This window comes from Frankia sp. AvcI1 (genome assembly GCF_001420875.1).
GTDB classification, from domain to species: Bacteria; Actinomycetota; Actinomycetes; order Frankiales; family Frankiaceae; genus Frankia; species Frankia alni.
Genome location: NZ_LJFZ01000046.1, coordinates 1 through 24,020 on the forward strand (window position 1 = coordinate 1; position 24,020 = coordinate 24,020).

The 24,020-nt window shown below is 72.9% G+C and carries 15 protein-coding genes and 28 pseudogenes; 16 read left to right on the plus strand and 27 right to left on the minus strand.

What is annotated here, in order from left to right; translation table 11 throughout:
• Positions 1 to 447 precede the first annotated feature (447 nt).
• The 9 genes and pseudogenes from UK94_RS29790 to UK94_RS70335 all read right to left on the minus strand — a co-directional run.
• Positions 448 to 1,302 (minus strand): SDR family oxidoreductase (locus UK94_RS29790; RefSeq protein WP_235490619.1); only part of this gene is annotated, 855 nt, incomplete at its 5' end.
• 1 nt (position 1,303) lies between these two features.
• Positions 1,304 to 1,348: pseudogene (locus UK94_RS75450) on the minus strand (hypothetical protein); the annotation flags it as partial.
• A 79-nt stretch (positions 1,349 to 1,427) separates the two neighbouring features.
• Positions 1,428 to 2,221, minus strand: a 794-nt coding sequence (locus tag UK94_RS29795; protein WP_268761716.1) for an LLM class F420-dependent oxidoreductase, incomplete at its 5' end; no start/stop codon positions are given.
• Between the two features lies 1 nt (position 2,222).
• Positions 2,223 to 2,309, minus strand: a pseudogene (locus UK94_RS75455) (hypothetical protein); the annotation flags it as partial.
• A 9-nt stretch (positions 2,310 to 2,318) separates the two neighbouring features.
• Positions 2,319 to 3,254, minus strand: a complete 936-nt coding sequence (locus UK94_RS29800) for an SDR family NAD(P)-dependent oxidoreductase (protein ID WP_235490621.1) — start codon at positions 3,252 to 3,254, stop codon at positions 2,319 to 2,321.
• Positions 3,238 to 3,367 (minus strand): SDR family oxidoreductase (locus UK94_RS70325; protein WP_235490636.1); only part of this gene is annotated, 130 nt, incomplete at its 5' end. The genes UK94_RS29800 and UK94_RS70325, both read right to left, overlap by 17 nt.
• Before the next feature lies 1 nt (position 3,368).
• Positions 3,369 to 3,990 (minus strand): annotated as a pseudogene (locus UK94_RS29805) (SDR family NAD(P)-dependent oxidoreductase); the annotation flags it as partial.
• Positions 3,991 to 4,062: 72 nt separating this feature from the next.
• Positions 4,063 to 4,234, minus strand: a pseudogene (locus UK94_RS70330) (nuclear transport factor 2 family protein); the annotation flags it as partial.
• Position 4,235: 1 nt separating this feature from the next.
• A pseudogene (locus UK94_RS70335) lies at positions 4,236 to 4,847 on the minus strand (nuclear transport factor 2 family protein); the annotation flags it as partial.
• Between the two features lie 158 nt (positions 4,848 to 5,005).
• Here UK94_RS70335 and UK94_RS76640 point away from each other — a divergent pair.
• The 4 genes and pseudogenes from UK94_RS76640 to UK94_RS29820 form a co-directional block, all read left to right on the plus strand.
• On the plus strand, positions 5,006 to 5,073 hold a 68-nt coding region (locus UK94_RS76640; protein ID WP_313949616.1), incomplete at its 3' end, for a hypothetical protein.
• Position 5,074: 1 nt separating this feature from the next.
• Positions 5,075 to 5,134: pseudogene (locus tag UK94_RS70340) on the plus strand (hypothetical protein); the annotation flags it as partial.
• A gap of 1 nt (position 5,135) precedes the next feature.
• Positions 5,136 to 6,220, plus strand: a pseudogene (locus UK94_RS29815) (CaiB/BaiF CoA-transferase family protein); the annotation flags it as partial.
• Between the two features lie 134 nt (positions 6,221 to 6,354).
• Positions 6,355 to 8,649, plus strand: coding sequence for an acyl-CoA dehydrogenase (locus UK94_RS29820; RefSeq protein WP_011604677.1), 2,295 nt, complete (start codon positions 6,355 to 6,357; stop codon positions 8,647 to 8,649).
• Positions 8,650 to 8,726: 77 nt separating this feature from the next.
• Here the strand turns inward: UK94_RS29820 and UK94_RS70345 are convergent.
• Together UK94_RS70345 and UK94_RS29825 are read right to left on the minus strand one after the other, a co-directional pair.
• Positions 8,727 to 8,903: RCC1 domain-containing protein (locus tag UK94_RS70345; protein ID WP_268761719.1), on the minus strand; the 177-nt coding region annotated here is incomplete at its 5' end.
• Between the two features lies 1 nt (position 8,904).
• A pseudogene (locus UK94_RS29825) lies at positions 8,905 to 9,842 on the minus strand (RCC1 repeat- and reductase domain-containing protein); the annotation flags it as partial.
• A 773-nt stretch (positions 9,843 to 10,615) separates the two neighbouring features.
• Between UK94_RS29825 and UK94_RS70350 the strand changes: the two are divergent.
• Positions 10,616 to 11,005 (plus strand): GntR family transcriptional regulator (locus UK94_RS70350; RefSeq protein ID WP_235490640.1); only part of this gene is annotated, 390 nt, incomplete at its 3' end.
• Position 11,006: 1 nt separating this feature from the next.
• Positions 11,007 to 11,326, plus strand: a pseudogene (locus UK94_RS70355) (FCD domain-containing protein); the annotation flags it as partial.
• A 95-nt stretch (positions 11,327 to 11,421) separates the two neighbouring features.
• Here UK94_RS70355 and UK94_RS70360 read toward each other — a convergent pair.
• The 11 genes and pseudogenes from UK94_RS70360 to UK94_RS29850 form a co-directional block, all read right to left on the minus strand.
• The coding region (locus tag UK94_RS70360) for an ABC transporter substrate-binding protein (protein WP_235490623.1) at positions 11,422 to 12,019 on the minus strand (598 nt) is incomplete at its 5' end.
• 1 nt (position 12,020) lies between these two features.
• A pseudogene (locus UK94_RS70365) lies at positions 12,021 to 12,113 on the minus strand (hypothetical protein); the annotation flags it as partial.
• A gap of 1 nt (position 12,114) precedes the next feature.
• Positions 12,115 to 12,302 (minus strand): annotated as a pseudogene (locus UK94_RS70370) (branched-chain amino acid ABC transporter substrate-binding protein); the annotation flags it as partial.
• 1 nt (position 12,303) lies between these two features.
• Positions 12,304 to 12,726: pseudogene (locus UK94_RS76645) on the minus strand (ABC transporter substrate-binding protein); the annotation flags it as partial.
• A gap of 111 nt (positions 12,727 to 12,837) precedes the next feature.
• Positions 12,838 to 14,079, minus strand: a complete 1,242-nt coding sequence (locus UK94_RS76650; RefSeq protein ID WP_313949615.1) for an ATP-binding cassette domain-containing protein — start codon at positions 14,077 to 14,079, stop codon at positions 12,838 to 12,840.
• 311 nt (positions 14,080 to 14,390) lie between these two features.
• Positions 14,391 to 16,074: pseudogene (locus tag UK94_RS70380) on the minus strand (ATP-binding cassette domain-containing protein); the annotation flags it as partial.
• A gap of 1 nt (position 16,075) precedes the next feature.
• A pseudogene (locus UK94_RS70385) lies at positions 16,076 to 16,134 on the minus strand (hypothetical protein); the annotation flags it as partial.
• 1 nt (position 16,135) lies between these two features.
• Positions 16,136 to 16,461, minus strand: a pseudogene (locus UK94_RS70390) (ABC transporter); the annotation flags it as partial.
• Positions 16,462 to 16,490: 29 nt separating this feature from the next.
• Positions 16,491 to 16,746, minus strand: a pseudogene (locus UK94_RS70400) (hypothetical protein); the annotation flags it as partial.
• 1 nt (position 16,747) lies between these two features.
• A pseudogene (locus tag UK94_RS70405) lies at positions 16,748 to 16,820 on the minus strand (hypothetical protein); the annotation flags it as partial.
• A 329-nt stretch (positions 16,821 to 17,149) separates the two neighbouring features.
• On the minus strand, positions 17,150 to 17,947 hold the full coding sequence (locus tag UK94_RS29850; protein WP_041939352.1) for an SDR family oxidoreductase: 798 nt from the start codon (positions 17,945 to 17,947) through the stop codon (positions 17,150 to 17,152).
• A gap of 198 nt (positions 17,948 to 18,145) precedes the next feature.
• Between UK94_RS29850 and UK94_RS70410 the strand changes: the two are divergent.
• The 4 pseudogenes from UK94_RS70410 to UK94_RS70425 form a co-directional block, all read left to right on the plus strand.
• A pseudogene (locus UK94_RS70410) lies at positions 18,146 to 18,714 on the plus strand (hypothetical protein); the annotation flags it as partial.
• A gap of 1 nt (position 18,715) precedes the next feature.
• A pseudogene (locus UK94_RS70415) lies at positions 18,716 to 19,282 on the plus strand (ABC transporter substrate-binding protein); the annotation flags it as partial.
• Position 19,283: 1 nt separating this feature from the next.
• Positions 19,284 to 19,382: pseudogene (locus UK94_RS70420) on the plus strand (hypothetical protein); the annotation flags it as partial.
• Position 19,383: 1 nt separating this feature from the next.
• A pseudogene (locus tag UK94_RS70425) lies at positions 19,384 to 19,524 on the plus strand (branched-chain amino acid ABC transporter substrate-binding protein); the annotation flags it as partial.
• A 446-nt stretch (positions 19,525 to 19,970) separates the two neighbouring features.
• Here the strand turns inward: UK94_RS70425 and UK94_RS70430 are convergent.
• Positions 19,971 to 20,418: pseudogene (locus UK94_RS70430) on the minus strand (TetR family transcriptional regulator); the annotation flags it as partial.
• Positions 20,419 to 20,956: 538 nt separating this feature from the next.
• Between UK94_RS70430 and UK94_RS70435 the strand changes: the two are divergent.
• The 4 genes and pseudogenes from UK94_RS70435 to UK94_RS70450 all read left to right on the plus strand — a co-directional run.
• The coding region (locus UK94_RS70435; protein WP_268761720.1) for an amidohydrolase family protein at positions 20,957 to 21,368 on the plus strand (412 nt) is incomplete at its 3' end.
• A gap of 1 nt (position 21,369) precedes the next feature.
• Positions 21,370 to 21,714, plus strand: a pseudogene (locus UK94_RS70440) (amidohydrolase); the annotation flags it as partial.
• Between the two features lies 1 nt (position 21,715).
• Positions 21,716 to 21,761, plus strand: a pseudogene (locus tag UK94_RS70445) (hypothetical protein); the annotation flags it as partial.
• A 1-nt stretch (position 21,762) separates the two neighbouring features.
• Positions 21,763 to 21,892, plus strand: a pseudogene (locus UK94_RS70450) (amidohydrolase); the annotation flags it as partial.
• Between the two features lie 75 nt (positions 21,893 to 21,967).
• On the opposite strand, the gene UK94_RS29870 reads toward UK94_RS70450, so the two are convergent.
• On the minus strand, positions 21,968 to 22,513 hold a 546-nt coding region (locus UK94_RS29870), incomplete at its 5' end, for a TetR/AcrR family transcriptional regulator (RefSeq protein WP_235490626.1).
• A 1-nt stretch (position 22,514) separates the two neighbouring features.
• Positions 22,515 to 22,600 (minus strand): annotated as a pseudogene (locus UK94_RS75465) (TetR/AcrR family transcriptional regulator); the annotation flags it as partial.
• An 84-nt stretch (positions 22,601 to 22,684) separates the two neighbouring features.
• Here UK94_RS75465 and UK94_RS70455 point away from each other — a divergent pair.
• Positions 22,685 to 22,996 (plus strand): nuclear transport factor 2 family protein (locus tag UK94_RS70455; RefSeq protein WP_235490628.1); only part of this gene is annotated, 312 nt, incomplete at its 3' end.
• Positions 22,997 to 23,017: 21 nt separating this feature from the next.
• Positions 23,018 to 23,179: pseudogene (locus tag UK94_RS70465) on the plus strand (ketosteroid isomerase); the annotation flags it as partial.
• An 85-nt stretch (positions 23,180 to 23,264) separates the two neighbouring features.
• Here UK94_RS70465 and UK94_RS70470 read toward each other — a convergent pair.
• Together UK94_RS70470 and UK94_RS70475 are read right to left on the minus strand one after the other, a co-directional pair.
• On the minus strand, positions 23,265 to 23,935 hold a 671-nt coding region (locus tag UK94_RS70470; RefSeq protein WP_235490631.1), incomplete at its 5' end, for a CoA transferase.
• Position 23,936: 1 nt separating this feature from the next.
• Positions 23,937 to 24,020 (minus strand): annotated as a pseudogene (locus UK94_RS70475) (hypothetical protein); the annotation flags it as partial.

Consider the following 24,020-nt stretch of genomic DNA (forward strand, 5'->3'; position numbering starts at 1 on the left):
GGTCGTGGCCGTGGAGGCCAGGGGAACGGACCCGCCGTGCGGCCCTGAGCCGAAATCGGTAACGATCTGTAGTCTCGGGCGACTTCCGCTGATAACAGAATGTAGTCGGCGGCAGGGCCAATCTACGGAAGTCAGGGCGTGATCGGCGACGGTGTGTGACTGTGGTCGGTGACGTTATGTCATCGTCGGGTTGTCCCGTGACCTTTGCGGGATTTCCGGAGGTCACTGTGGGTGGTTCTTGTGGNGGGGTGTGTGGGTGTGTTCGGGTGGGTGGGGCGGTGCGGAGGCCGGATCGGGGCCGCTAGTTTTTGCTAGCAATTTGTTAGCTTTTTGTTGGCATGATCCAGGATTCGAGATCGTCACACCCCCCATTAGGCCCCCCGTCACTACGACGAGCGACGTGCGGACACGTGACATCCCGGCCTGTCTCGCGCAGGACGGCGCCGTTCACCTCGACGCGGCTGCGGCGGCGCGTTCGGTGAGGCGGCGGGTCAGGGGGCGGTCGGCGGCGCCGAGGTCGGGGACGGTCACGGCGCCTCCGGTCAGCAGCGCCGCGCCGGCGCGGACGTCCTCGGGGGTCAGCGCACCGTCGACGGTGAGCACGTCGCCGGTGGCCACCGCGATGCGGCCGACCGCGTCGACGCCGGCCTCGAAGGCCAGGCCGGTGACGGTCGTCGACTCGTGCGCGAGCCACAGCGCCACCGCGGCCACCGACGCCGGCGGGGCGACCCGCTCGATCGCGGCGTACATCTCGGGCCGCGACCGGGTCCGGTCGGCGGCCAGCCGTGACGCCGCGAACGGCGCGACCGCGTTGACGGTGATGCCACGCCGGGCGCCTTCGAGGGCGAGCGTCTGGGTCAGGCCGTGCAGGGCGCCCTTCGCGACCGTGTACGGCAGCGCGGCGGCCAGGCCGAAGTAGCCGGCGGCCGAGGTCGTCGTCACGATCCGCCCGTAGCCCTGCTGCGCCAGGTGCGGCCAGGCGGCGGAGCACAACGCCCAGGTGCCCAGCACGTGCACCCGGAAGAACTCGGTCAGCACGTCGGCGGTGACCTCGCGCAGCCGCACGATCCGGTCGATGCCGGCGTTGGCCACGACGACGTCCACGCGGCCGAACTCGGCGAGCGCCCGCTCGACCAGCGCCTCGGCGACCCCCGGCTCGGCGACGTCGCCGAGGTGCGCGACGGCCCTGCCCCCGGCCCGGCGGATCTCGGCGACGACGGCCGCGGCCCCCTCCGCCCCCTCGGCCCCCTCGGCCTGATCGCCGGCGGGATCGGGCAGGTCGTTGACGACGACGGCGGCCCCNCGGGCGGCGAAGGCGAGCGCGTGCGCCCGCCCGACGCCGCGCCCCNCACCCGTGACCAGCACGGTGCGACCCGCGAACGACAACTCCCCCGCCGACGACGACGCCGGATCGGGATCCGCCGCGGTCACAGCTCGACCGTGGGGGCGACGAGTTCGTCGCCGAGGCGGGCGACGTCGTCGAGCATCTCGGCGATGGTGCGCCCGCGCACGGCGACGGTGAGCCGGTGGACGCCGAAGTCGGCGTAGACCTTCGCCTCCTCGACGGTGCGCGCGCCGCCCGCGGTGAACTCCATGGCGTCGGGGTCGCGCCCGACGGCCCTGGTCTCCTCGCGGACCCGGGTGAGCAGCTTCGGCAGCTCGACGAGCGGGTCCTGGCCGGGGAAGACGAACGGGAAGTAGCCGTCGCCGCGGGTCGCCGCGCGGCGGATCGCCGCCTCCGACGCCCCGCCGACGAACAGCGGGATCGCCCGGCGCACCGGCCACGGCCGGCACTCCACCTGGTCGAAGGCGACGTACTCGCCGGCGAAGGTCGCCGTGTCGTCGCGCCACAGCACCCGCATGGCGTCGATGTACTCGTCCATCCGCCGGCCCCGGTTGCGGAACTCCATGCCGACGGCGGCGTACTCCTCGGGCAGCTCGCCGACGCCGATGCCGAGCATCAGCCGGCCGCCGGAGAGATGGTCGAGGGTGGCGGCGGTCTTGGCGAGCACCGTCGGCTGGTGCTCCGGCAGGATCAGCACGCCGGTGCCGAAGCGGATCCGGGTGGTCACCGCGGCGACGTAGGTCAGCCAGATCAGCGGGTCGGGCATGCCGCCGCGCCGCGAGAGCCGGTCCATGCTGCCGTTGGTGACGCCGCGGTACGGGGTCGCGTCGGGGCGGCGCGACTGCACGACGTGCTCCGGCGCCCACAGCGACTCGANCCCGGCCTGCTCGGCCGCGACGGCGAGCGCCACGGCGTCCTCGGGGTCGGGGAACCCGGTGCTGGCGAAGACGATGCCCCACTTCATGGAGACTCCTCAGGAAAGCACGGTCGGCGCGTTCTCGACCGCGGCGTGGCGGCCGAGCAGGTCGGCGAGGTAGGGCTGGGCGGCGCCCATGCCGCCGTCGACGCGCAGCACGACGCCGTTGACGTAACGGGCGGCGTCGGAGGCGAGGAACGCCACGACCTGGGCGACCTCGTCGGGCGTGCCCAGCGGGGACGGGGTGTGCGCGGCGAACACGGCGCGCATCCGGCGCAGCCCGCGGCCGGGCCCGCGGACGGTGTCGGTCAGCACGAGTCCCGGGGCGACGGCGTTGCAGCGCACTCCGACCGGGCCGTAGCGGGCGGCGATGCTGCGGGTCAGGGACTCCAGCGCCGCCTTCGACGCGCCGTAGGCCGGGCGCAGGTGCTCCGCGGCCGCGGCGGCCCCCGACGAGGTGTTGACGATCGACCCGCGGCCGGCGGCGATCATCGCGGGCAGCACGGCGCGCGCCAGCAGCATCGGCCCGCGGACGTTGACGGCCATCGTCGCGTCCCAGAGCTCCGCCGTCATGGTGAGCACCTCGGCGTCACCGCCACCGCCGGACAGTGCGGTCGCGGCGGCGTTGTTGTGCAGCACGCCGATCGGGCCGAGCTCGGCCGCGACCCGCGCGACACAGTCGCGCACGGCGGCCTCGTCGGCGACGTCGAGGGCGAGCGCGACGGCCCGCCCGCCGGCCGCGACGATCTCGTCGCGGACCCGCGCCGCCGACGCGCCGGCAAGGTCGGTGACGGCGACCGCCGCGCCCTCGGCGGCGAGCCGGCGGGCGCTGGCCGCACCGATCCCCGAACCCGCGCCCGTGACCAGCGCGACCTCGCCGGCCAACGAACCACCGGCCGACGAACCACCCGCCGACGAACCGCCGGCCAGCGGACCGCCGGCTAACGGACCCTGGGCGCCGGCGCGGCCGGTCGGCTCACCGGAGGTAGTCATAGCCGCCGTCGACCATCAGCGTCGTGCCGGTGATGTACTGGCTGTCCGGGCCGACGAGGAAGACCACGGCGCGGCCGACGTCGAGCTCGGCGTCGCCGAGTCGGCCCAGCGGCNCCTGGGCGGCGAGGCTCGCCGCGGCGTCGGGCAGGTCGGCCGTCCAACTGTCGAAGCCGGGCGAGCCGGCGAGCGGGCAGACGACGTTGACCCGGATGCCGTAGCGGCCCCACTCGGCGGCGGCGACGCGGCTCATCGTCCGCAGCGCCTCCTTGACCGCGGCGTAGGCGCCCATCGCGGGGCGGGCGGTCAGCCCGCTGCCGGAGCCGAAGTTGACCACGCTGCCCTTGCTGGCCCGCAGGTCGTCGAAGCAGGCCTGCATGAACCGCAGCGACCCGACCGGGCCCGACTGCCAGACGGCGTCCAGGTCGTCCTCGGTGAGCCGGCGGATCGAGCCGTACCGGGTGGTCTGGGCGACGTTGACGAGGCTCGTCACCGGGCCGAGCCCGGCGCGGACCGCGGCGACGGCGGCGTCCACGTCGGCGCGGACCCCGGCGTCGGCCTGCACGGCGATCGCCCGCCCGCCCCGCTCGACGATCTCGGCCGCCACCGCCTCGCACTTCGCCAGCGTGCGCCCGACGACCGCGACGGCCGCGCCCTCGGCGGCCAGCGCCAGCGCCACGCCACGCCCGACGCCCTGCCCGGCGCCGGTCACCAGGGCGACCGTCTCGGCCAGCCTCACGCCGATTCCCGCGCTGCTGTCTTCCCCGCTCCCAGTTCCCGCACTTCGGCCGCCGCCTGCGTGGCGTAGAGNGGGTCGGTGCGGTCGCGGCGCGGCAGGTGCTCGCCGAACTTGGTGATCCGGTCGCGGTCGGCGTCCCAGGGCCGGACCCACTCGATGACGGTGATCCGGTCGGCGATGCGCCACCGCCCGTCCCGGCGTTCGAACCGGTCGACGTACCGGAAGCCCGCGGCGTAGTTCCACCNCACGTCGCCGGCCGGCTCGCCCGCGTGGTAGGCGACGCCGTAGCTCTCGGCGACGGCGACGTGGGCGTCGGCGACGTCGTGACCGGCGGGGATGTCGACGAGGACGTTGCCGAGATGGTGCATGGTCATCGTCTGGCGGCCCAGCAGCGGGCCGACCCAGTCGATGAACTCGTCGCGGGTGCCGGTGAACGGGCCGTGCCGGTCGGTCGCCTCCGGCCAGTAGCAGCCGCGGACCAGTTCGAGGTCGAGCCGGTCGATGCCGCGGCAGTACTCCAGCAGCACCCGGCGGATGGCCGCCTCGTCGCCGGCCGTGGCCGGTCCACCCGTCGGCGTGCTCACCGGCGGGCCGCCCGCGCGCCGACGATGTTGACGGGAGCGACAGATTCGGCCGGAGCCTGACCTGGGAGCTGGTCCCCGGCGGACGAAGGACGGGCTCTTTCCTGGCCTCGGAAGTCCGAAATGTCCGCCGTCACCGCTCGCCCACCTCCTCGGGAGGCCGCCGCTGGCCTCGCCATCGTCATTGGAGCGACGTTTGACGGTCATGTCAACATGCAGGATGCTCGACCGGTGGGGCCGTCGGGCGGGGTGATCAGCATGCGCCCGCAACGGCATCCGGACCAGTCACGCCGCCCCNACGGCCGGCTGATCCGGCTTCGGACCATCAGCGACACACACCGCTCAGAGAACCGTAGAGATCAGTCCGTGACAGCTCAGTCCGCAGAGACACACACATGTTCGAGGAGACCGGAGCCGATGAGGCAGGACATCCGATGAAGCAGGACATCCTGGCCGGCGTGCGGGTCGTCGAGGTGGCGACGTGGACGTTCGTCCCGTCGGCNGGCGCCGTGCTCGCCGACTGGGGCGCCGACGTCGTCAAGATCGAGCACCCGGTCACGGGTNACCCGCAGCGCGGCCTGATCAGCTCCGGCATCGTCGCCGGTGCCGGCAGCATCAACCACTTCATCGAGCAGCCCAACCGCGGCAAGCGCAGCCTCGGTCTGGACATCGGCAGCGAGTCCGGCCGCGAGATCCTGCGCAAGCTGGTCGAGCAGTCGGACGTGTTCGTGACGAACCTGCTGCCCGACTCCCGCGCCCGCGCCGGCATCGACGTCGACGACGTCCGCGCCTGGAACCCGAAGATCATCTACGCGCGCGGCCACGGCTACGGCTCGCGCGGGGAGCAGGCCGGCCGCGGCGGGTACGACATGGCCGCCTACTGGTCGCGCGGCGGCATCGGCGACTCGCTCATCCCGCACGAGGGCGACTGGCCCGCGCCGCAGCGTCCCGCCTTCGGTGACACCTACGGCGGCTTCGCGCTCGCGGGCGGCATCGCCGCGGCACTGTTCCGTCGCGAGCGCAGCGGCGAGCCGTCCGTCGTCGACGTGTCCCTGCTGGCCGCCGCGATCTGGCAGCTCGCCCCGGACATCGTCGGGGCGGGCGTCACCGGCGCCCCGATCCCGAAGTTCCAGCTCGAGGAGATGCCCAACCCGGTCGCGAACCTCTACCGCACCGGCGACGGCCGTTTCCTCGCGGTCGTGCTGCTGCAGGCCGACCGCTTCTGGGCGGACTTCTGCACCCGGCTCGGCCGCACCGACCTCATCGACGACCCCCGGTACAGCGACGCGAAGGTCCGCTTCGCCAACCGGCGCGAGTGCATCGCCGAGCTGCGGGCAACCTTCGAGTCGGCGCCGCTGTCGCACTGGGAGAAGGCCCTCGCCGACTTCGACGGCGTCTGGGACGCCGTGCGCACCGCCCCCGAGCTGCATCAGGACCCGCAGGTCCAGGCCAACGGCTACCTGCCGAAGATCACCGACGGCAACGGCAACACGTTCTCCGTCGCGGCGAGCCCGGTGCAGTTCGACGAGAAGCACCTCGACCTCACCGCCGCCCCCGAGCACGGCCAGCACACCGAGGAGATCCTCCTCGAGCTCGGCTACGACTGGGACAAGATCATCGAGTTCAAGGAAAACGGCGCCACCAGCTGACCGAGCACGGCGGGCCGGGCCGCGGTGACGCACGCCCGGCCCGCCGTCGCACGTGCCGCTTCGTTCACGTACTGCTCTCACCCCCGCGGGGCGCCCACGGCGCCTCCCGCCGAGCCCCACGAGGTATCCCAGCAGTGATCGACCAGGTCGGGGTCGCCGACACCGAGGATCAGGCCGCGCTCACCGAGGCGGTGGTCGGCCAGCTCGCCCGCCACTGGCCCGCGGACTCCCGGCACAAGCAGATCGCCGACCCCGCCCAGGTCTCGGAGCTGCCGGTGTGGGCGGCGCTGGCCGAGGTGGGGCTGGCGGGCCTGCCGCTGGCCGAGGAGCAGGGCGGCGCCGGCGGTCGCTGGGTCGACCTTGCCGTCGCCCTGGAGGCGGTCGGGGCGGTGCTCGCGCCGGTGCCGAGCATCGGCGCCGCGGCGGTGCTCGGAACCCTCCAGGCGCTGCCCGGTGCGCCGGCGTCGGCGCTGCTCGGCGCCGTCGCCGAGGGGACCGTGGCGACCTTCGCCTGGACCGCGCACGAGGATCTGTGGGGCGCGCCCGGCTCGGTGCGCGCGACCGCGCCGTCGCCGACCGACGCGCAGGTGACCCTCACCGGGGAGGTCTCCGCCGTGCTGTCCCCCGAGGCGGCCCACGTGCTGGTGCTCGCCGAAGCAGCCGGCGGTCCGCAGGCACCGGACGGTCCGCTGCTGGTCGCGGTCGACGCCGGCGCGGCCGGGTTCGACCTGACCCGCGTCGACGGCGTCGACGCCACCCGGCCACTGGGCACGCTGACCCTGCACGACACCCCGGGCACCGTGCTGGCCGCGGGCGCCGAGGCGACCGCGGCGGTGCGCCGGGGTCAGGCCACCGCGGCGCTCGCGCTGGCCGCCGAGTGCACCGGTCTCGCCGGGCACTGCCTGACCGGCGCGGTCGCCTACGCGGCCGACCGCCACCAGTTCGGCCGGCCGATCGGCTCCTTCCAGGCCATCAAGCACCGCTGCGCCGAGATGCTCGCCGAGGTCGAGCAGGCCCGCGCGGCCACCCGCCACCTCGCCGCCCGCCTCGACGACGCCGCCGCCGACCCGGCCGAGCTCGACGACGCCCTGGCGCTGGCCCTGCTCGCCGCCGGGCGCGCCGCCGGCGTCGTCTCCAACGAGTACCTGCAGATCCTCGGCGGGATCGGCTTCACCTGGGAGCACGAGGTCCACCTGTACCTGCGCCGCGCCGCGGCCGGCGCGCCGCTGCTCGGCGGCGCCGGCGCGCACCGCGCCCGGCTCGACCCGACGCGGCGCGGCACCGGCGCCCGCCCGACGCTGAGCGTGCCCGACTCCGGGCCCGCCGCGGAGCTCGCCGGGCACGTCGCCGCCCTGCTGCCCGCCTGGCGCGAGCGCTGGGGTGACGAGGTGTCGTTCGCCTCCCGGATGGCCTGGCAGCAGGCGCTGCACTCGGTCGGCTGGGTCGCCCCGCAGTGGCCGGTGGAGTACGGCGGGCGCGGGCTCGGCATCGTCGACCAGGTCGCCTGCGACCGGGTGATGGCGACGCACCGGGCGCCGCAGCCGCTCGGCGGCGTCCTCGGCCTGAACAACGTCGCCCCGACGCTCATGCGCTACGGCACCCCGGAGCAGAAGGCACATCTGCCGGCGATCCAGGCCGGCACCGAGATCTGGTGCCAGGGCTTCTCCGAGCCGGGCTCCGGCAGCGACCTCGCCTCGCTGCGCACCCGCGCGGAGCTCGTCGGCGACGGCGACGACGCCGCGTTCGTCATCACCGGGCAGAAGGTGTGGACGTCGGAGGGCATGGAGGCGACCCACTGCCTGCTGCTCGCCCGCACCGACCCCGACGCGCCGGCGCACCGCGGGATCTCCGCGCTGCTCGTGCCGCTCGACCTGCCCGGCATCACCCGCCGCCCGATCACGATGATCACCGGCGAGAGCGGCTTCGCCGAGGTGTTCTACGACGAGGTTCGCGTCCCGCGCAGCGCGCTGCTCGGCCCGTTGCACGCCGGCTGGACGGTCACGATGACCACCCTCGGCTTCGAGCGGGCGGGGGTCATCGAGCTCGCCGCCGGGCTGGAGCAGTCCGTCGACGACCTGGTGACGGCGCTGTCCGGGCACGGCCTGGACGAGCAGACCCGCCTGGAGCTCACCGACCGGCTCGTCGAGGCCCGCCTCGTCGGCCTGCTCGGCAGCCGCGCGCTCGGGCGCATCGCCGAGGGCGGCGCGCCCGGCGCCGAGCACTCGGTCATCAAGCTGCTGTGGTCGCGGGCCATGCAGCACCAGGGCGAGACGCACCTCGCCGCGCTCGGCCTCGCCGGCGTCGCCGAGACGACCGGGCGCCGCGCGCAGCGGGAGTACCTGATGTCGCGGTCGGCGACGATCGCCGGCGGCACCACCGAGATCATGCGCAACATCCTCGCCGAACGCGTCCTCGGCATGCCCCGCTGACCTGGAACGTCCCGAACCCGGGGCGGCCCGCTCAAGACGGAGCCACCCCGGGTTCGATGTGACAGTCGGTAGTACTGTCAGGAGGCTTCTGCGTGGCGCCTGCGGGCGGGCCCGCCGAGCGCGTATCCGCTGTAGCCACCGCCAGCGATGGCGGTGACGCGAGCGGGGATGGCGATCCGGACCGGGCTGAAGCTGTCGGTGTTGGTACCGTCGCCGAGCTGCCCGAACCAGTTCACGCCCCAGGACCAGGCTGTNCCGTCCTCGCGCACCGCATAGCCGGTGTTGCCGCCGGCCCCGATCGTGTTCACGTCGTCCAGTCCGTCGACCTGGACGGGGGTGGTGCTGCTGGTGGTGGTGCCGTCGCCCAGCTGGCCTTCCGAGTTGTTGCCCCAGGCCCGGACGGTGCCGTCGCGGCGCAGCGCGTACGCCGATCCGGCGCCCGCGGCGATGGCGGTGGCCTCGTCCAACCCACCGACCTGGACAGCAACGTTGCTTTCCGTGGTGGTTCCGTTGCCCAGCTGACCCACCCCGTTCGCTCCCCAGGCCCAGACGGTGCCGTCGCGGCGCAGCGCGTATCCCGTGCCGTCGCCCGCGGCGACAGCGGTGGCGTCGTCAAGACCGGCGACCTGGACGGGTGTGCCGCTGTCGGTGTCGGTGCCGTTGCCAAGCTGACCGGTCCAGCCCGCGCCCCAGGCCCAGACCGTGCCGTCCCGGCGCAACGCGTACCCCGCGTTCTGGCCTGCGGCGATGGCGGTGACGTCGGCCAGCCCGCCGACCTGGACAGGAAAGTCTCTGTCGGTGGTGGTGCCGTCGCCGAGCTGCCCGGCCGAGTTGGCGCCCCAGGCCCAGACGGTGCCGTCGCGGCGCAGCGCGTACCCGGTGACGCCACCACCCGCCACCGCGGTGACGCTGTCGATACCGGTGACCGGGAGGGGGCGGTTGCTGTCGGTCTGCGTGCCGTCGCCGAGCTGCCCCTCCACGTTCCACCCCCAGGACCAGGCGACCCCGGTGGCCGGCGGCGCGCCGTGCCGGCCTGCTGCCGCCGGCTTCGCGGCGGACCAGTCGGCCGTTCCCGTCGCGAATGCCGCGGCGGGCGTCAGGGATATCAGGGAGAACGCGGCTGCGAACACAGCCGCGCCCGGCACAGATTTCCGCTTTCCTGATTGCCATCTTATTTTCCGTATGTCGGACATCGTTGTCCTCCCGCTGAAAGGGTAGTCAACTTTTCCGGCACAGGGTAATGGCTAGACCGTCTTTCAGCGCGGTTTCCGGGCGTGTTGCGATGAGGCCGGACGCTTCGCTTTCGACCGCGGGAGCGGCGTATGGCCCTACCGCCGCCGCCGCGCCGCTCCTCGTTGACCGAAGATCAGGAGAACGGCCGGCGGTCCCGCCGCCAGACGGCCCCACAAGCCGTCGCCACCTGCACAAAGACACTCTCGATGGCATCACGCGACACTCTCCGCCAGCCCACGAACGGGCTTTTCGACCGTCCTCACGACAGGCATCGAAGGAACTTGGCACCGATGAACTCCAGCCCCGACCAGCACGGTCGGAAGGCGGCTTCACCCCAGCAGTTCCGCAAACGGCCCGAGCGAGGCGGCCGCCATCNCCGTCATCGAAGCCCTCGGCGCCTTGCCGAAAAACTCCCGAGAGTTTGCGGCGGTCGACGGGTCCTGCACACGACCATGGACGGGAGAGCGGCCTCCGCGGTTGTTCTGCAGGGTTCGGCGTCCCTTCTACTCCTCCCGGACGGGCAGATGGCGCCGTTCCCCTGCACACCGGCTCGCAGAGGGTGGGCGGCCTGGGCGTGCCTGGCCGGTAGCGTGGAGATCCACCCATGAAGGAGACACGCATGCCGACAGCGGAGCCCGCCGTGGGCGGGGGCGTCACCGGCGACGCGGGCAGCACCGGCGGTACCGGCGCGGGCGGGGTCGGCGTCGTGGGGCAGCGGATGCGGGTGCCGAAGATGGCCGAGCTGGTCTCGGCCGACCTGCGCCAGCGCATCGTGCGCGGCGAACTGGTCGAGGGGCAGGCGCTGCCGACGGAGGCGCTGCTCGTCGCGCAGTACGGGGTGTCCCGGCCGACGCTGCGGGAGGCGCTGCGCATTCTGGAGGCGGAGTCGCTGATCACCGTGCGCCGCGGCGCGGGCGGCGGGGCGCGGGTGCAGACGCCGAGCCCCCAGGTCGCGGCCCGCTACGCGGGGCTGGTGCTGGAGCATGGCGGCACGACGGTCGCCGACGTGTGGGAGGCGCGGCTGTATCTGGAGCCGCCGGTCGCGGGGCTGCTGGCCCGCCGGCGTACCCGCGCCGACCTGGGCCTGCTGCGCGCGGCGGTGGAGCGCCACGGCGCCGATCCGNCCGAGACGGTCCGGCTGCACAACGACTTCCACGCCCTCGTCGTCCGGCTGGCCGGCAACGAAACCCTCGAGCTGCTCATCGGCATGCTCAGGGAGATCGTCGACCGCGCCACCCTGGCCGCGGTCGAGAGCGACCTCGGGACGTCGGTGCAGGCCGAGACCGAGCGGGCGACCGTCCGGGCGCATCACGCCCTGGTCGATCTGGTCGAGCAACGGGACGCCGCCGGTGCGCAGGCACTGTGGCGGCGTCATCTGCGGGCCGGTGCCGCCTACCTCGACGGGGGCGGACGCAACGCCGCCACTCTGGACCTGCTCGCCTGAGGGCGTGAACCGCGGGTCACGCGGCCCACGCCCTCGGCGAGGCGATCAGCTCACGAGCGATCAGCTCACGAGCGGGTCAGTTCGTCGCGAACGGGTTAGTTCGCGCCGAGCTTGTAGATTCCGGTCGCGTCGATGGTGCGGAAGTTCGACAGCGTGCCGGTCTTGGACGCGTCGGCGACGAATCCGGTGGTCGAGCAGATGTTCGCCGACACCGGGCTCGCCTTGCCGTTGCACTGGAAGGTCGCCCCGCCACCGATCGGGTAGGGGGTGGCCGGCGCCGTCTTGATCGCCGTCGTGACCGCGGCCGGCGTCACGTCGGTGCCCGGGACGGCGTTGACCGCGCGGATCAGGCCGAGCATGCCCTGGTAGCCGCTGACGGTGTAGGCGTCGACGGTCTTCAGGCCCTTGCCGTAGGCGTCGATCACGGCCGAGTACAGCTTGTACTCGGCGGTGGTCGGGTCCTGGTTGGCCTGACCCATGATCTTCACACCTTCGAAGCCGCCGGGGATCGAGGCGCCCTTGTCGGTGCCGACGCAGCGGTCCAGCGCGGTGATCGTGGCCTTGATGCCGAGGGCCTTGATCGCCTTGATCGCGCTGGCGCAGAAGGTCGGGTCACCCGTGATGTGGTACAGCGCGGGCTTGTCCTTCTGCGCGGTCTGGATCTGCGGGGTCATGTCGGCGGTACCCGGCGGGNTCGCGATGACCGTGGCCTTGCTTCCCGCGTTGTTGAAGAAGATCGGCGAGAGCGCCTTGGCCGGACCGCTGGCCGCGGGCACGTCGATGACGANCACGACGGCCGGGGACAGCTTGGCCTCACGCGCGTACGCCGCCGCCGTGCCGAACGGCCCGAGCGGGTTGCCCAGCAGGAACACGTTCTTGGTCGTCAGGGCGGTCTGCGTCGCGACCAGGTTCAGCACCGACGGGATCCCGGCCGGAGAAACGATCTTGATCCAGGGGTCGGCCTGCCCCGGGCTGCNGCCGGCCACCGCGGCGACCTTTTCGCGGACGAACGTGTTGCCACACGCCTGCGCGTCCGCGGGGACGGATTTGTCCTCACAGCTGACGATCTGGATCGGGTGCCCGCGCAGCCCACCGAGGTGGGCGTTGGCGTAGTCGGCGGCGGCCTGCGCCGACTTCTCCTCCGCCGAGGCGTCCACGGCCTGGGTGTGGCCGGTGCCGATCCAGCCGATCTTCACCGGGGTGCCGGTGGCGGCCTTCGCCGGGCCGAGCAGCGCCGAGTCGGCCTTCGCCGTCCCGCCGCTGCTGCCACCGCCGCTGCTGCCACCACAGGCGGCGGCCACCAGCGAGGTGGCGAGCAGGACGCCGGTCAGCGCGGTGCGGGTACGCGGCCGCGCGGCCAGCCGGCCGGCCGTCGTGAAACGAAGCGGTAACAAGCGCACGGTGGTGCTCCTTAGTCATCTCATCACCTACATGGACGCGCGGTCCGTGGACCGGACAGCCCATGGACCGCGCGCGGATGGTGCGTGGTGCGGGCCAGAAAGAATGTGGGATCAGGCGGAGGCGCCCGCCTCGGCTCCCAGGTAGGCGGCCTCGAGACCGGCCCGGTCATGGGCCAGGTCGGCGGCCGGGCCGCTGCGGACGACCTCGCCGTGCACGAGCACGACCGCCTGGTCGGCGACCTCCAGCGCGAGCTGGACGTGCTGCTCGACGAGGATGACGACGGCCCCGGTCTCGTCGGCGATCCGGCGGACCACGGGCAGCAGGCCCTCGACGATCACCGGCGCGAGACCCATGCTCATCTCGTCGATGAGCAGCACCCGCGGCTTCTGCACGAGCGCGCGGGCGACGGCGAGCATCTGCTGCTCCCCGCCGGAGAGCGCACCCGCCGCCACATTGAGCCGCTTGCCCAGGCTCGGGAACAGCTCGACGACGTCGTCGAGACTGTATCCCCCGGAACGCCGGGCGACGACGAGGTTCTCCCGGACGTCGAGATCGGGGAACAGCGCCCGATCGTCGGGGACGAGCACGATGCCGGCCCGGTTCGCCGCCGCCGGCCGTCCCCCCGGCACCGGCGAGCCGTCCACCAGCACCTCGCCGCCCAGCCGCGGCAGCAGCCCGGCGAGGGTCATCATCATCGTGGTCTTGCCGGAGCCGTTCGGGCCGAGAACGCCGAGCACCGTGCCGCTGTCCGCGGTCAGGTCCAACGACCGGACGACCCGCACGGCACCGTAGCCGGCCTCCAGCCCGCGCACGGCCAGCAGCGGCGTGGCGGCGCCCGTCCCGGCCCCGCCGACCGCCGGCGCGGCGGTACCCACGGCCGGCTCCTTCACGACCGCCGGCTCGCTCACCGCAGCCGGCTCCTTCACCGCAGCCGGCTCGCTCACCGCAGCCGGCTCCTTCACTGCGGCGGGCTCCTTCACTGCGGCGGGCTCGCTGGCCGCGGCCGGCTCGGCAGCCGCCGTCGGCACGGCAGTCGGCTCCTCCGCCGGAGTTGGTTCGGCCGTGTCGGCCGGCTTCGCAGTATCGGCCGGCTTCGCAGTATCGGCCGGCTTCGCAGTATCGGCCGGCTTCGCAGTATCGGCCGGCTTCGCCGCCACCGTGTCCGTCGTCCCGGACGGCTTTTCGGCGGTCGCTTCACTGGTCGCGGTCGGCTCGCTGATCGCGGTCGGCTCGCTGGTCGCGGTGGGCTCGTTCGTCACGGTCGGCTCGCTGGTCGCGGTGGGCTCGTTCGTCACGGTCGGCTCGCTGGTCGCGGTGGGCTCGTTCGCGGTCGGCTCGTTCGTCGCGGTCATGCCAACACCTCCTCCGCGTGGGTGCTACCGAGGTAGGCCTCGGCGACGGCGGGATGACTACGGATCTCCGCCGGGGTGCCGTGCGCGATCACCTTGCCGAAGTTGAGCACGTGGATCTCGTCNCAGAGGCTGAGCACGAGGCTCATGTCGTGTTCGACCATGAGGATCGTGACGCCGGCGGCGCGGATGTCGCGCAGCCGCTGGCCGAGCCAGTGGCTCTCGACCGTGTCGAGCCCACCCGCGGGTTCGTCGAGCAGCAGCACCCGTGGCCGCCCGACCAGGGCCCGGGCGATGGAGACGAGCTGGCGCTNGCCCTGGGAGAGCTCACCGGCGGGACGGTCGGCCACCGCGGTGAGTCGCAGCAGGGTGAGGGTCGCCGCAACCTCCTCGGAACGGGAACTGCCGGCCTGGCGCCGCGAGGCGCCCGCGGTCAGCCCGACGCTGACGTTCTCCCGGACGCTGAGGTCCTCGTAGAGCTCGATCGCCTGGAAGGTCCGGCCGAGCCCGGCGCGGACCCGCTCGTGCGGGCGCAGCGTCGACACGTCCTGGTCGCCGAGCGCCACGCTGCCGGTGGCCCGCGCGAATCCGCTGATCGCGTCGATCGCCGTCGTCTTGCCGGCTCCGTTCGGGCCGATGAGGCCGACGATCCGCCCCGGCGGCACGGCCAGGGACAGGCTGTCGACGGCGAGCACACCGCCGTAGCGGACGGTGAGGTCGCGCACGGTCAACAGGGGCCCGCCGTCGTCGTCGAAGGTGACCGCCGACGCGGCGGTCGCCGCCTCGGCGTCGGCGACGATCTCGCCGGCCTGGGCGACCACGGCGTCCTCGGGTGCGACGAGCGCGTCCGAGCGGGTGGTCGCGGACCGCGAGCGGCGACGTTCGATCAGCTGGTGGGCCGGGCCGACGACGCCCTCGGGGTTGAACACGACGGTGAGGATCAGCAGCAGCGCCGCCACCGCCTCGTACCAGACGCCGGTGGAGACGACCTTGTCGACGAGCGCGTAGAGCAGCCCGTTGACGACGGTGACCCCGGCGAGCAGGCCGCCGGAGACCGAGGTCGTGCCCGCCAGGTAGACCGTGCCGAAGAAGGTCAGCCCGACGATGGCGGTGAACGGGTCGTTGGTGACGTTGCCGAACTTGTAGGCCAGCAGCGCCCCGCCGATACCGGCGATGAACGCCCCCAGCGCGAACGCGGCGAGCTTGACCCGCACCACGTTGACGCCGGCCGCCGCGGCGGAACGCTCGTTGGCGCGCACGGCGAGCATCTGTGAACCCAGCGTGCTGGTGCGCAGCCAGGCCACGCCGAGCCCGACGACCACGAGCACGAGCAGGCAGACCACCCCGAACGTCACCCGAGGGAAGTCCGAGCCGCTGCCGACGCCGAGGTTCCACCCGAAGATCTCCGGGTTGGGCACCGCCGCGCCGGACGAGCCGACGAAGTCGAGGTTGCGGAACCACAGCGCCTCCAGCGCGAACGCCAGCGCGAAGGTCACCACGGCGACCGTCAGCCCGCGGATGCGCAGCGCGGGCAGGCCGATCACCACGCCGACGACGGTGGCGCCGAGCGCGGCGACGATCGGCGCGAAGGGGAAGGCGATGTGCAGGTGCTCGGAGATCGGCCCGACCAGGAACGCCGCGACCCCGGCGAGGGGGAGCTGGGCGAACGACACCTGCCCGGCGTAGCCGGTGACGACCACGACCGACAGCGCGATGACGGCGTAGACGAACGTGGAGATCAGTCCGTCCCGCAGGTCGCCGGTGAACGCGATGAGGCCCACGACACCGAGAACGGTCGGAACCACGGTCGGCAGCACGACGTTGTGCGGTCGAGGGGCACGGCCGAGGTTGCGGGTGATGACCGCTCCGCGGCCGGGCAGCGGCTGGGCGCGCACGACGAGGACGATGAGGATCAGAACGAGCGGGACGAGCTCCGGCAGGCCGGACGACGGCAGCCAGTCGTAGTTGTTCTGCAGGTACTGCGCCTCGGACTGCAGGNCACCGATGACAATGCCGGCGACCGCCGCCCACAGGACGTACTGGAACCGGCCCATGATCNCCGCCGCCAGGGCGGGGACTATGAACAGCGTGTAGGAGACGGGGATGAGCGGGACGATCGGCGCGATGAGGATGCCGACCAGCCCGGCCGCCGCCGAGGAGATCATCCAGTTGCCGGCGGCGATCCGGTCCGGGGAGATGCCGCTGACGTACGCGCCCTTCTCGCTCGACGCCGTCGCGCGGGTGGCGAGGCCGAAGCGGGTGCGGGCGAACACGAGCGAGATCGCGGCGGCGAGCGCCAGCACGGTGATCGCCAGGTAGACCCGGTCGCTCGGGACGTTGATCGAGCCGGCCTTCCACAGGTCGGTCGGGAAGATCGGGTCGACCNCGACGGCGGTCGTGCCCATCCGCGCGGNGATCAGTGCGGTGATCGCCAGCGAGACGCCGAGCGAGGCGACCGCCTTCGCGACCGGCGGGGCGTTGCGCAGCGGCCGGAAGATCACCAGATGCAGCCCGAGGCCGAGCAGCGCGGAGAGCACCACCGCGATCGGCAACGCCGCACCCATCGGTAGATCGCCACCGATGTCGATGGTCGTGGGCGTGCCGGGGATCAGGTTGATCAGTTCACCGGAGCGCAGGTAGGCATAGACGTAGGCGGCGAGCAGCGCGATGNTGCCCGTCGCGAAGTTGATGATCCCCGAGCTTCGGTAGGTGATGGTGAGCGCGAGCGCGAGCGCACCGAACACCGCACCGTTGCCGAGGCCGAGGAGCAGGAAAACAATATGTTGACTCAAAAGTCACTCCGCAGGATCGTCCCAGAGCGGGAGGGGCGCNCAGGCCTGCGCAGGTCGCGGAGCACCGCGCCTCGACAGGACCTCGGGGCGCGTGACGGATCTCGCCGGCCCCCCGATTGAGTTAAACTCATTGGATTCTTGTGTCTTACTTCACAGCCTGTCAAGCGATGCCGTGACCTGCGGCGGAACGGGCGGCAAACGGCCGGTTCGCGGCCCGCCGGGGGACCCTCTCCGCACCCGGCGTCACGCTGCGTTCACGGGCCGGCGGGCCGGCGGGCCGATCAGAAGGCCGAGCGGTGGTGGCCCCCGTCGACGGCGATGTAGTGCCCGGTCAGGTAGCCGGCCTGGCGCGAGCACAGGTAGACGATCGACGAGGCGATCTCCTCGGGCTCACCGAGCCGGGCCGCCGGCACCCCCGCGGTCTCGATCATCCACTCGCGCCGCGCGTCCGGCTCGGTCAGGCCCTCGTGGGTCGACAGGTACCAGTTCGTCGTCTTCGTCGCGATCCAGCCCGGGGCGATCGTGTTGATGGTGATGCCGTGGCGGGCGTACTCGTCGGCGACGCTCTTGAGCAGGCCGACGGTGGACGGCCGGGTGGCGTTGGCCACCGTGTGCGGAGGCTTGCTCTGCGGCTCCTTGGCGGTCGCCGAGCCGATGTGGACGTAGCGCCCGAACCCGGCCTCCTGCATCCCCGGCAGGACCGCGTGCAGCATGTGCACCTGGCTGAGGGTGTAGGTCCGGTAGGAGTCGACGTAGTCCTCCGCCCGGGTGATCTCGGCGAAGAAGCCGCGCACGTGGAAGTCGGCCTGGGTGACCACGATGAGCGGCGGCCCGAGCCGGTCGGTGACCTCGGCGACGGCCGAGGTGATGCCCTCGGCGGTGCTCATGTCCGCCGACACCCCGACCGCCTCGCCGCCGGCCTGCGCGATGGAGGCGACGGCGGAGTCGATGTGACGCTGCGTGCGGGCGACGACGGCGACGCGGCTGCCCTCGGCCGCGAGCATCCTCGCCACCTCGAGCCCGATCCCCTTGCTGCCGCCGACGACGAGCGCCACCCGGTCACGAATGCCAAGGTCCACTGTTCTGCCTCTCCCACCGGGACGGATCCACCCTGCTGCCATGCCCCCGCGCACCGGCCGGGAACGGCGTTCCCATCCTGGCACGTGCGCCGACGGGACGCCCNCATCGGTGATCACAACCGCTCATTGACAACCCAACGTGACCTAAGCCACAATCGCGGCCGGACGTCAGCCGACCGCCGGCCGGACGACGTCCGGATGCCGCACACGATCCCGCGGAGGAGGCCGTCCTCCCGCGGGTCTGACGATCTCGACCGAGCGGCCGACGGACTCGACGGCTCGTCGCCCGTCGCGGGGCTCCGCTCTCGCACCACCCGGGTCGACCCCGGGCACTTCCCGAACACCACGAGGAGTTCCAGCGTGCATATCTCCAGCTCGCGATTACCGCTTCGGCGCGCGTGTCCGACCCGCTCCCGCGGGCACCTGTCCCGATCCGGCGGGCGCGCCCGCGCCGGCCTGTCGGCCGTGGCGCTCGCCGTGGCGGTCGCCACCGGCGTGGCCGCCTGCGGCGGCAGCAGCGGCGGTGGCGGCGGCAGCACGGGCGGGGCCGCGAAGTCGGACAGCAGCCTGCTCGGTCCCGCCAAGGCCGCCACCGGCACGCCGGTGAAGGTCGGCTGGGTCAGCACCGGCCGCACGCAGGCCGTCGACACCTCCGGCGAGATCCGGGCCGCCCAGGCCGTCGTCGACTACGCCAACGCCCACCTCGGCGGCCTGCACGGTCACAAGATCGAGCTCGTCCCCTGCGAGGACAAGTCCATCCCGGCCAGNGCGCAGGCCTGCGGAAACCAGTTCCTGCGGGAGAAGGTCTCCGTGGTCGCGGCCGGCAGCCCCGGGCAGACCGACCCCTGGCTGAAGATCGTCGCGCCGGCAGGCATCCCGGTGGCCCTCAACCTCGTCGCGACCCAGGCCAGCCTGTCGACGAAGGACACGTTCATCTGGGGCAACCCCCTGGGCTCCTTCGGTACGCCCGCGGCCTTCGCCCGGGACAAGAAGCTGACCAGCGCCGCGGTGTTCGTCATCGACGTGCCCGCGGCCAGCGAGCCGGCCAAGCAGCTCATCCCGCCGTTCTTCGCCAACGCCGGGACCAAGGCCGAGGTCATCGCGATCCCGCCGGGCACCGCCGACATGACCCCGCAGGTCCAGACCGCGCAGAAGAACAAGCCGGCGATGTACCACGTCATCGGTGACCCGACGTTCTGCGCCAGCGCCATCAAGGCGATCAAGGCCCTCGGCATCACCGCCCCGATCACCGCGCTGGACCGCTGCATCGGCGCCGACCACGGCGCGTCGATCCCCGGCGGCTTCTCCGGCGTCAACATCATCGCGCAGGCCAACNTCGACCCGTCCACGCCCGAGTTCAAGCTGTTCGACGCCGTGCTCAAGGCCTACGGCAAGGGCCTGAAGTTCGACGCGATCAGCATGAGCGGTTACCAGGNCATGCTCGGCCTGGTGCGCGGCGTGAACTCCGTGCCCGGCACGGACGCCAGCCCCGCCGCCATCGCCACGGCGCTGCACACCATGCCGCCCACCACGTACCCGCTCGGCGGCGGCGCGACCTTCCAGTGCAACGGCAAGGCNAACTCGGTCTCGCCGAACATCTGCTCCACCACCGGGTTCATCGCGGACTCCGACAAGGAGGGCACGCTGACGAACTTCCGTTCCCTCGACACCACCGGGATCTTCAAGCTCGGCGCGAGCTGACGGTTCCGCCTGCCCTCGCGGGCGGCACACGCAGACGGGCGCCCCGGGGCCACTGGCTCCGGGGCGCCCCTGCGTGCGCCCGGCTACCGCGAGGCGGCGGGCTGGGCCAGTCCGACGAGGTCCAGGACCAGCTCCGCGTAGGCGGCGACCTCGTCGGCGTCGGGCTGGTGATCAAGGGCGATCCAGGCTGCCTGGCGGCTCATGACCAGTTCGAACGCGGCGTCGGCGAGCAGTTCCGCCCGCGGCAGNGCGGCGCGGCGCAACGTGNGGGTCAGGGGCTGGCGCAGCGGGAGAGTGAGCGTCGCCTCGGCCTGCGGGAAGNGGTGCAGCAGACGGTAGCGGTCCAGGGCGAGGGCGCGGATCGCCCGCGCCGCCTCGCCCCGGGCCAGCGACAGCAGCGCCACCGCCCAGGTGCGTACCGCCTCGACGGGCGCTTCGGCGGCGGCGACACGGCGCTCCACCACCACGGCCGTGCGCCGCGTCGCCTCCTCGACCACGGCGAGGGTCAGCCCGTCCTTCGACCCGAACACCCGGTAGAAGGCGGCGTTGTGCCGCCCGGCGCGCGCCACGATCCGGCTCACCTGCAGGTCCACCGTGTCCGTCGCGGCGAGCAGGTCCAGCGCCGCGGCGATGAACGCCGCGCGCTCGCGCGCCAGGGCGGCGGGATCGTCGAGGTAGCGCAGCGGACTCGCCATCGGCGCTCCCTTCGTCGGCGCACAGCAGATCCCTGGGCGCGCGCCGGCGGCCGGCCACGGCCCGTGGAACATCATTCTACGGTGGGTGGACGGCGGCGCGGTGACGTGCCCGTGAGGCGGACGGGCGGAGAGACATCACGGTAGTTGACGCCACCGCCAACGGAGGGCCCCGGCGGACCGCCGGAACGCCCGGCGGACCGCGATGGCGCGCAGCTCCCTCGCGTGCGCGAGGCATCTGCCCAGTCTGCACGGCACGTCGACACTCGGCTGCACTACGCAGTCGCCTGACCGGCGGACAGCGATCAGGTGACGAATGCGTCAACATTGGGTACGCTGCCTCGCGCCCAACCGCAACACCGACGAGGGAGCGCGTCTCATGCCGCTGCAGGATCATCATCAGATCGTCTCGGTGGACGACCACCTCATCGAACATCCCCGCGTCTGGCAGGATCGGCTACCGGCGGCGCTGCGCGAGCAGGGCCCGCGCATCGTCGAGCTGAACGGCAAGCACGTCTGGCACTACGACGGTTCGGTCTTCCCGACCGTCGGCCTCAACGCGGTCGCCGGCCGCCCGCCGCAGGAGTGGGGCATCGACCCGGTCCGCTACGAGGAGATGATCCCCGGCTGTTACGACCCGGTCGCCCGGGTCAAGGACATGGACCTCGACGGCATCCAGGCCGCCCTGTGCTTCCCGTCCTTCCCCGGCTTCGGCGGCGGCGTGTTCCAGCGCGCGCCCGACAAGGACCTCGCGCTGCTGTGCGTGCAGGCGTGGAACGACTTCCACATCGACGAGTGGTGCGCGGCCGCGCCGGACCGCTTCATCCCGCTCGCCCTGATCCCCACCTGGGACCCGCAGCTCGCCGCGGCGGAGATCCGTCGCACCGCCGCCAAGGGCGCCCGGACCATCTCCTTCCCCGACAGCCCCGTGCCGCTGGGGCTGCCCTCGTTCCACAACGCCGCCTGGGAGCCCGTGTGGGAGGCCTGCGAGGAGACCGACATGGTCATCTCGCTGCACTTCGGTTCGGNCAGCTACGTGCCCGGCTTCTCCTTCGCCGCCACCCGCGCCATTCCCGGTGAGGTCGTCCTCCCCGACGCCCCGTTCGCCGTGGCGATCACCATCTTCTCGACCAACCTCATGTGGTCGGCCACCGACCTGCTGTTCTCCGGGATCCTCCAGAAGCACCCGAAGCTGCAGTTCTCCCTGGCCGAGGGCGGCATCGGCTGGATTCCCTACATCCTCGAGCGCGCCGACTTCGTCTGGGAGCGCCACCGCTACTACCAGCCGATCGACTTCGACGCCCGCCCCTCCGACCTGTTCCGCAAGCACTTCTGGGGCTGCTTCATCGACGACGAGTTCGGCCTGGAGAACCGNCACAAGGTCGGCATCGACCGGATCATGCTGGAGATCGACTACCCGCNCTCCGACTCGAACTGGCCGAACAGCCGCAAGCGCGCCGCCGAGGTCCTCGCGAACGTCCCCGACGACGAGGTCGTGAAGATCACCGAGACCAACGCCCGCACGATGCTCCACTTCCCCCGCACCTCCTGAACCGGCCCAGCACCTGAACCGACCCAGCACCNGAACCGGCTCAGCACCTGAACCGGCCGCGCCCTGGCCGGCCGGTCAGGGCGCGTCGGTGGTCGCGGCGCCGGGGTAGAGCGCGGAGGTCAGCAGCTCGGACTCGGCGTCGCGCCACCGCGTCCAGGACCGCTCGTCGTCGAAGTCGAGGCCCAGGGCGTGTTCCAGCATCGGGCCGAGCAGGACCGGGGCGAAGCCGAGGATGAACAGCATCGCCGCCTCGGCACGCAGGTCCGTCGACGGTCGGGCCTTGCCCATGCGTTCGCGGTGGGCGAGTTCCTCCGCGGAGAGGTCCACCGCGCGGCGGAACCAGTCCAGGCCGTCGGGCTGGCCGTCGAGCAGCATCCGGCGGACGTAGGCGCCGAGCAGCGGCACCTCGGCGACCATGCGCTCGAAGCGGACGAGCCGGCGCTGCAGCGCCTGCGCCGGGTCGCCGCCGCGGTCGGGCTCGCGGGTGTTGCGGTGCAGGTACTCCACGATCCACGTCGAGATCGCGTCGATGACCCCCTGCTTCGACCCGAAGTGGTGGATCACCAGGGCCGGTGAGACGCCCGCGCGCTGGGCGATCCCGCGCACGGTCGTCGAGTGCACNCCCCGCTCGGCGACCAGGGCGAAGGCGGCCGCCCGGATGCGCGCCTTCGCGGTGAGATCCTCCGGCCCGGTCAGCTGCGTCGACATGTACCCATCCCCCTCGCTGCCTGCGCCCGCCCCACTGAACAGATGTTCAGCATAGGAGCCGCGCCGACGAAAGGAACCCCCGAGGTGACCGACACCGGTGCGGCGGCACAGAACACGGCGGCACAGAACACGGTGGCACGGAACGCGGTGGCACGGAACGCGGTGGCACGGAACAAGGCGGCGGTGCGGGCGTTCTTCGACCGGATGAACGCCGGCGACGTGGCCGGCGCCTTCGACCTGCTCACCGACGACGCCGCCTGGTTCAGCCTGTCGACGCGACGGTTCTCCGACCGTGACCAGATGCGCGCGTCGATCGACTGGGTCAACACCGAGCTGCTGCGGGCGCCGATCCAGCAGACCATCACGACGCTCACCGCCGAGGACGACCGCGTCGCCNCCCTCACGGAGGGCCACGCNGTCACCGTCGCCGGCAGGCACTACGACCAGGCGTACCACTTCCTGTTCGAGTTCTCGGGCGAGCGCATCAGCCGGCTGTGGGAGTTCAACGACACCTACCACTCCCGGACCGTCTTCGCGCTGAGCGAGGCCGGCGACCTGCCGCGGACCGATCCCGCCTGACGCCGCCCAGCTCAACGATCATGGTGTTCCGCGGAACCGCGCCACGGCCGTCACGCCAGCGCCGCCGGGCCTCCCCAGGGCTGGATCACGGCGCGGCGTGCTCCCGGACGGCCCCCGCGGCGAGGAGCTCGGCGATGCGGTCGTCGGAGTAGCCCAGACCCGCGAGGATGCGGCGGGTGTCCGCCCCCGGGGGCGGCGCCGCCGCGGTGATCTCGACCGGGTTGCCGGACCAGTCGGCGTAGCGGCGCACGACCGTGCACGGCCCGAGGTCCGGCTCGTCGATGCGGGTGAGGATGCCCGCCGCGGCGAACCAGGGATCGGTCAGGAACCCGCCGCGGTCGAGGACGGGCGCGGCCGGCACGCCCGCGGCGGCAAGCAGGTCGGCGGCCTCGGCGCCGGTCAGGCCGGCGAGCGCCGCGGTGATCCGCTCGGCCGCCGGGCCCCGCGCCGGCGCCCGCAGCAGCGCCACGGCGTCGACCTCCGATCCCCCGCCGAGCCCCGATCCCCCGCCAGGCTCCGAACCCTCGCCGAACGCGGCCACGAGGGCGGCGGCGTGCTCGGGGGTCGTGGCGGCGACGGCGACCCAGCCCTCCTTGCACGGGTACAGCCGGTGCACCGCGGTGTCGCCGACGTACTCGTGGCCGCCCACCGCCGGCGCGGGCCGCCCGGCGTGGCGGACGAACTCCCCGGCCTGCATCATCACCGAGGAGTTCACCATCGTGGTGACGACCTCCTGGCCGAGCCCGTCGCGCCGGCNGGCGTACAGCGCGGCGAGGATGCCGAAGGCGACGAGCGACCCGGTGCCGATGTCGTGCACGAGCATGGCGCTCTGGCAGGGTGC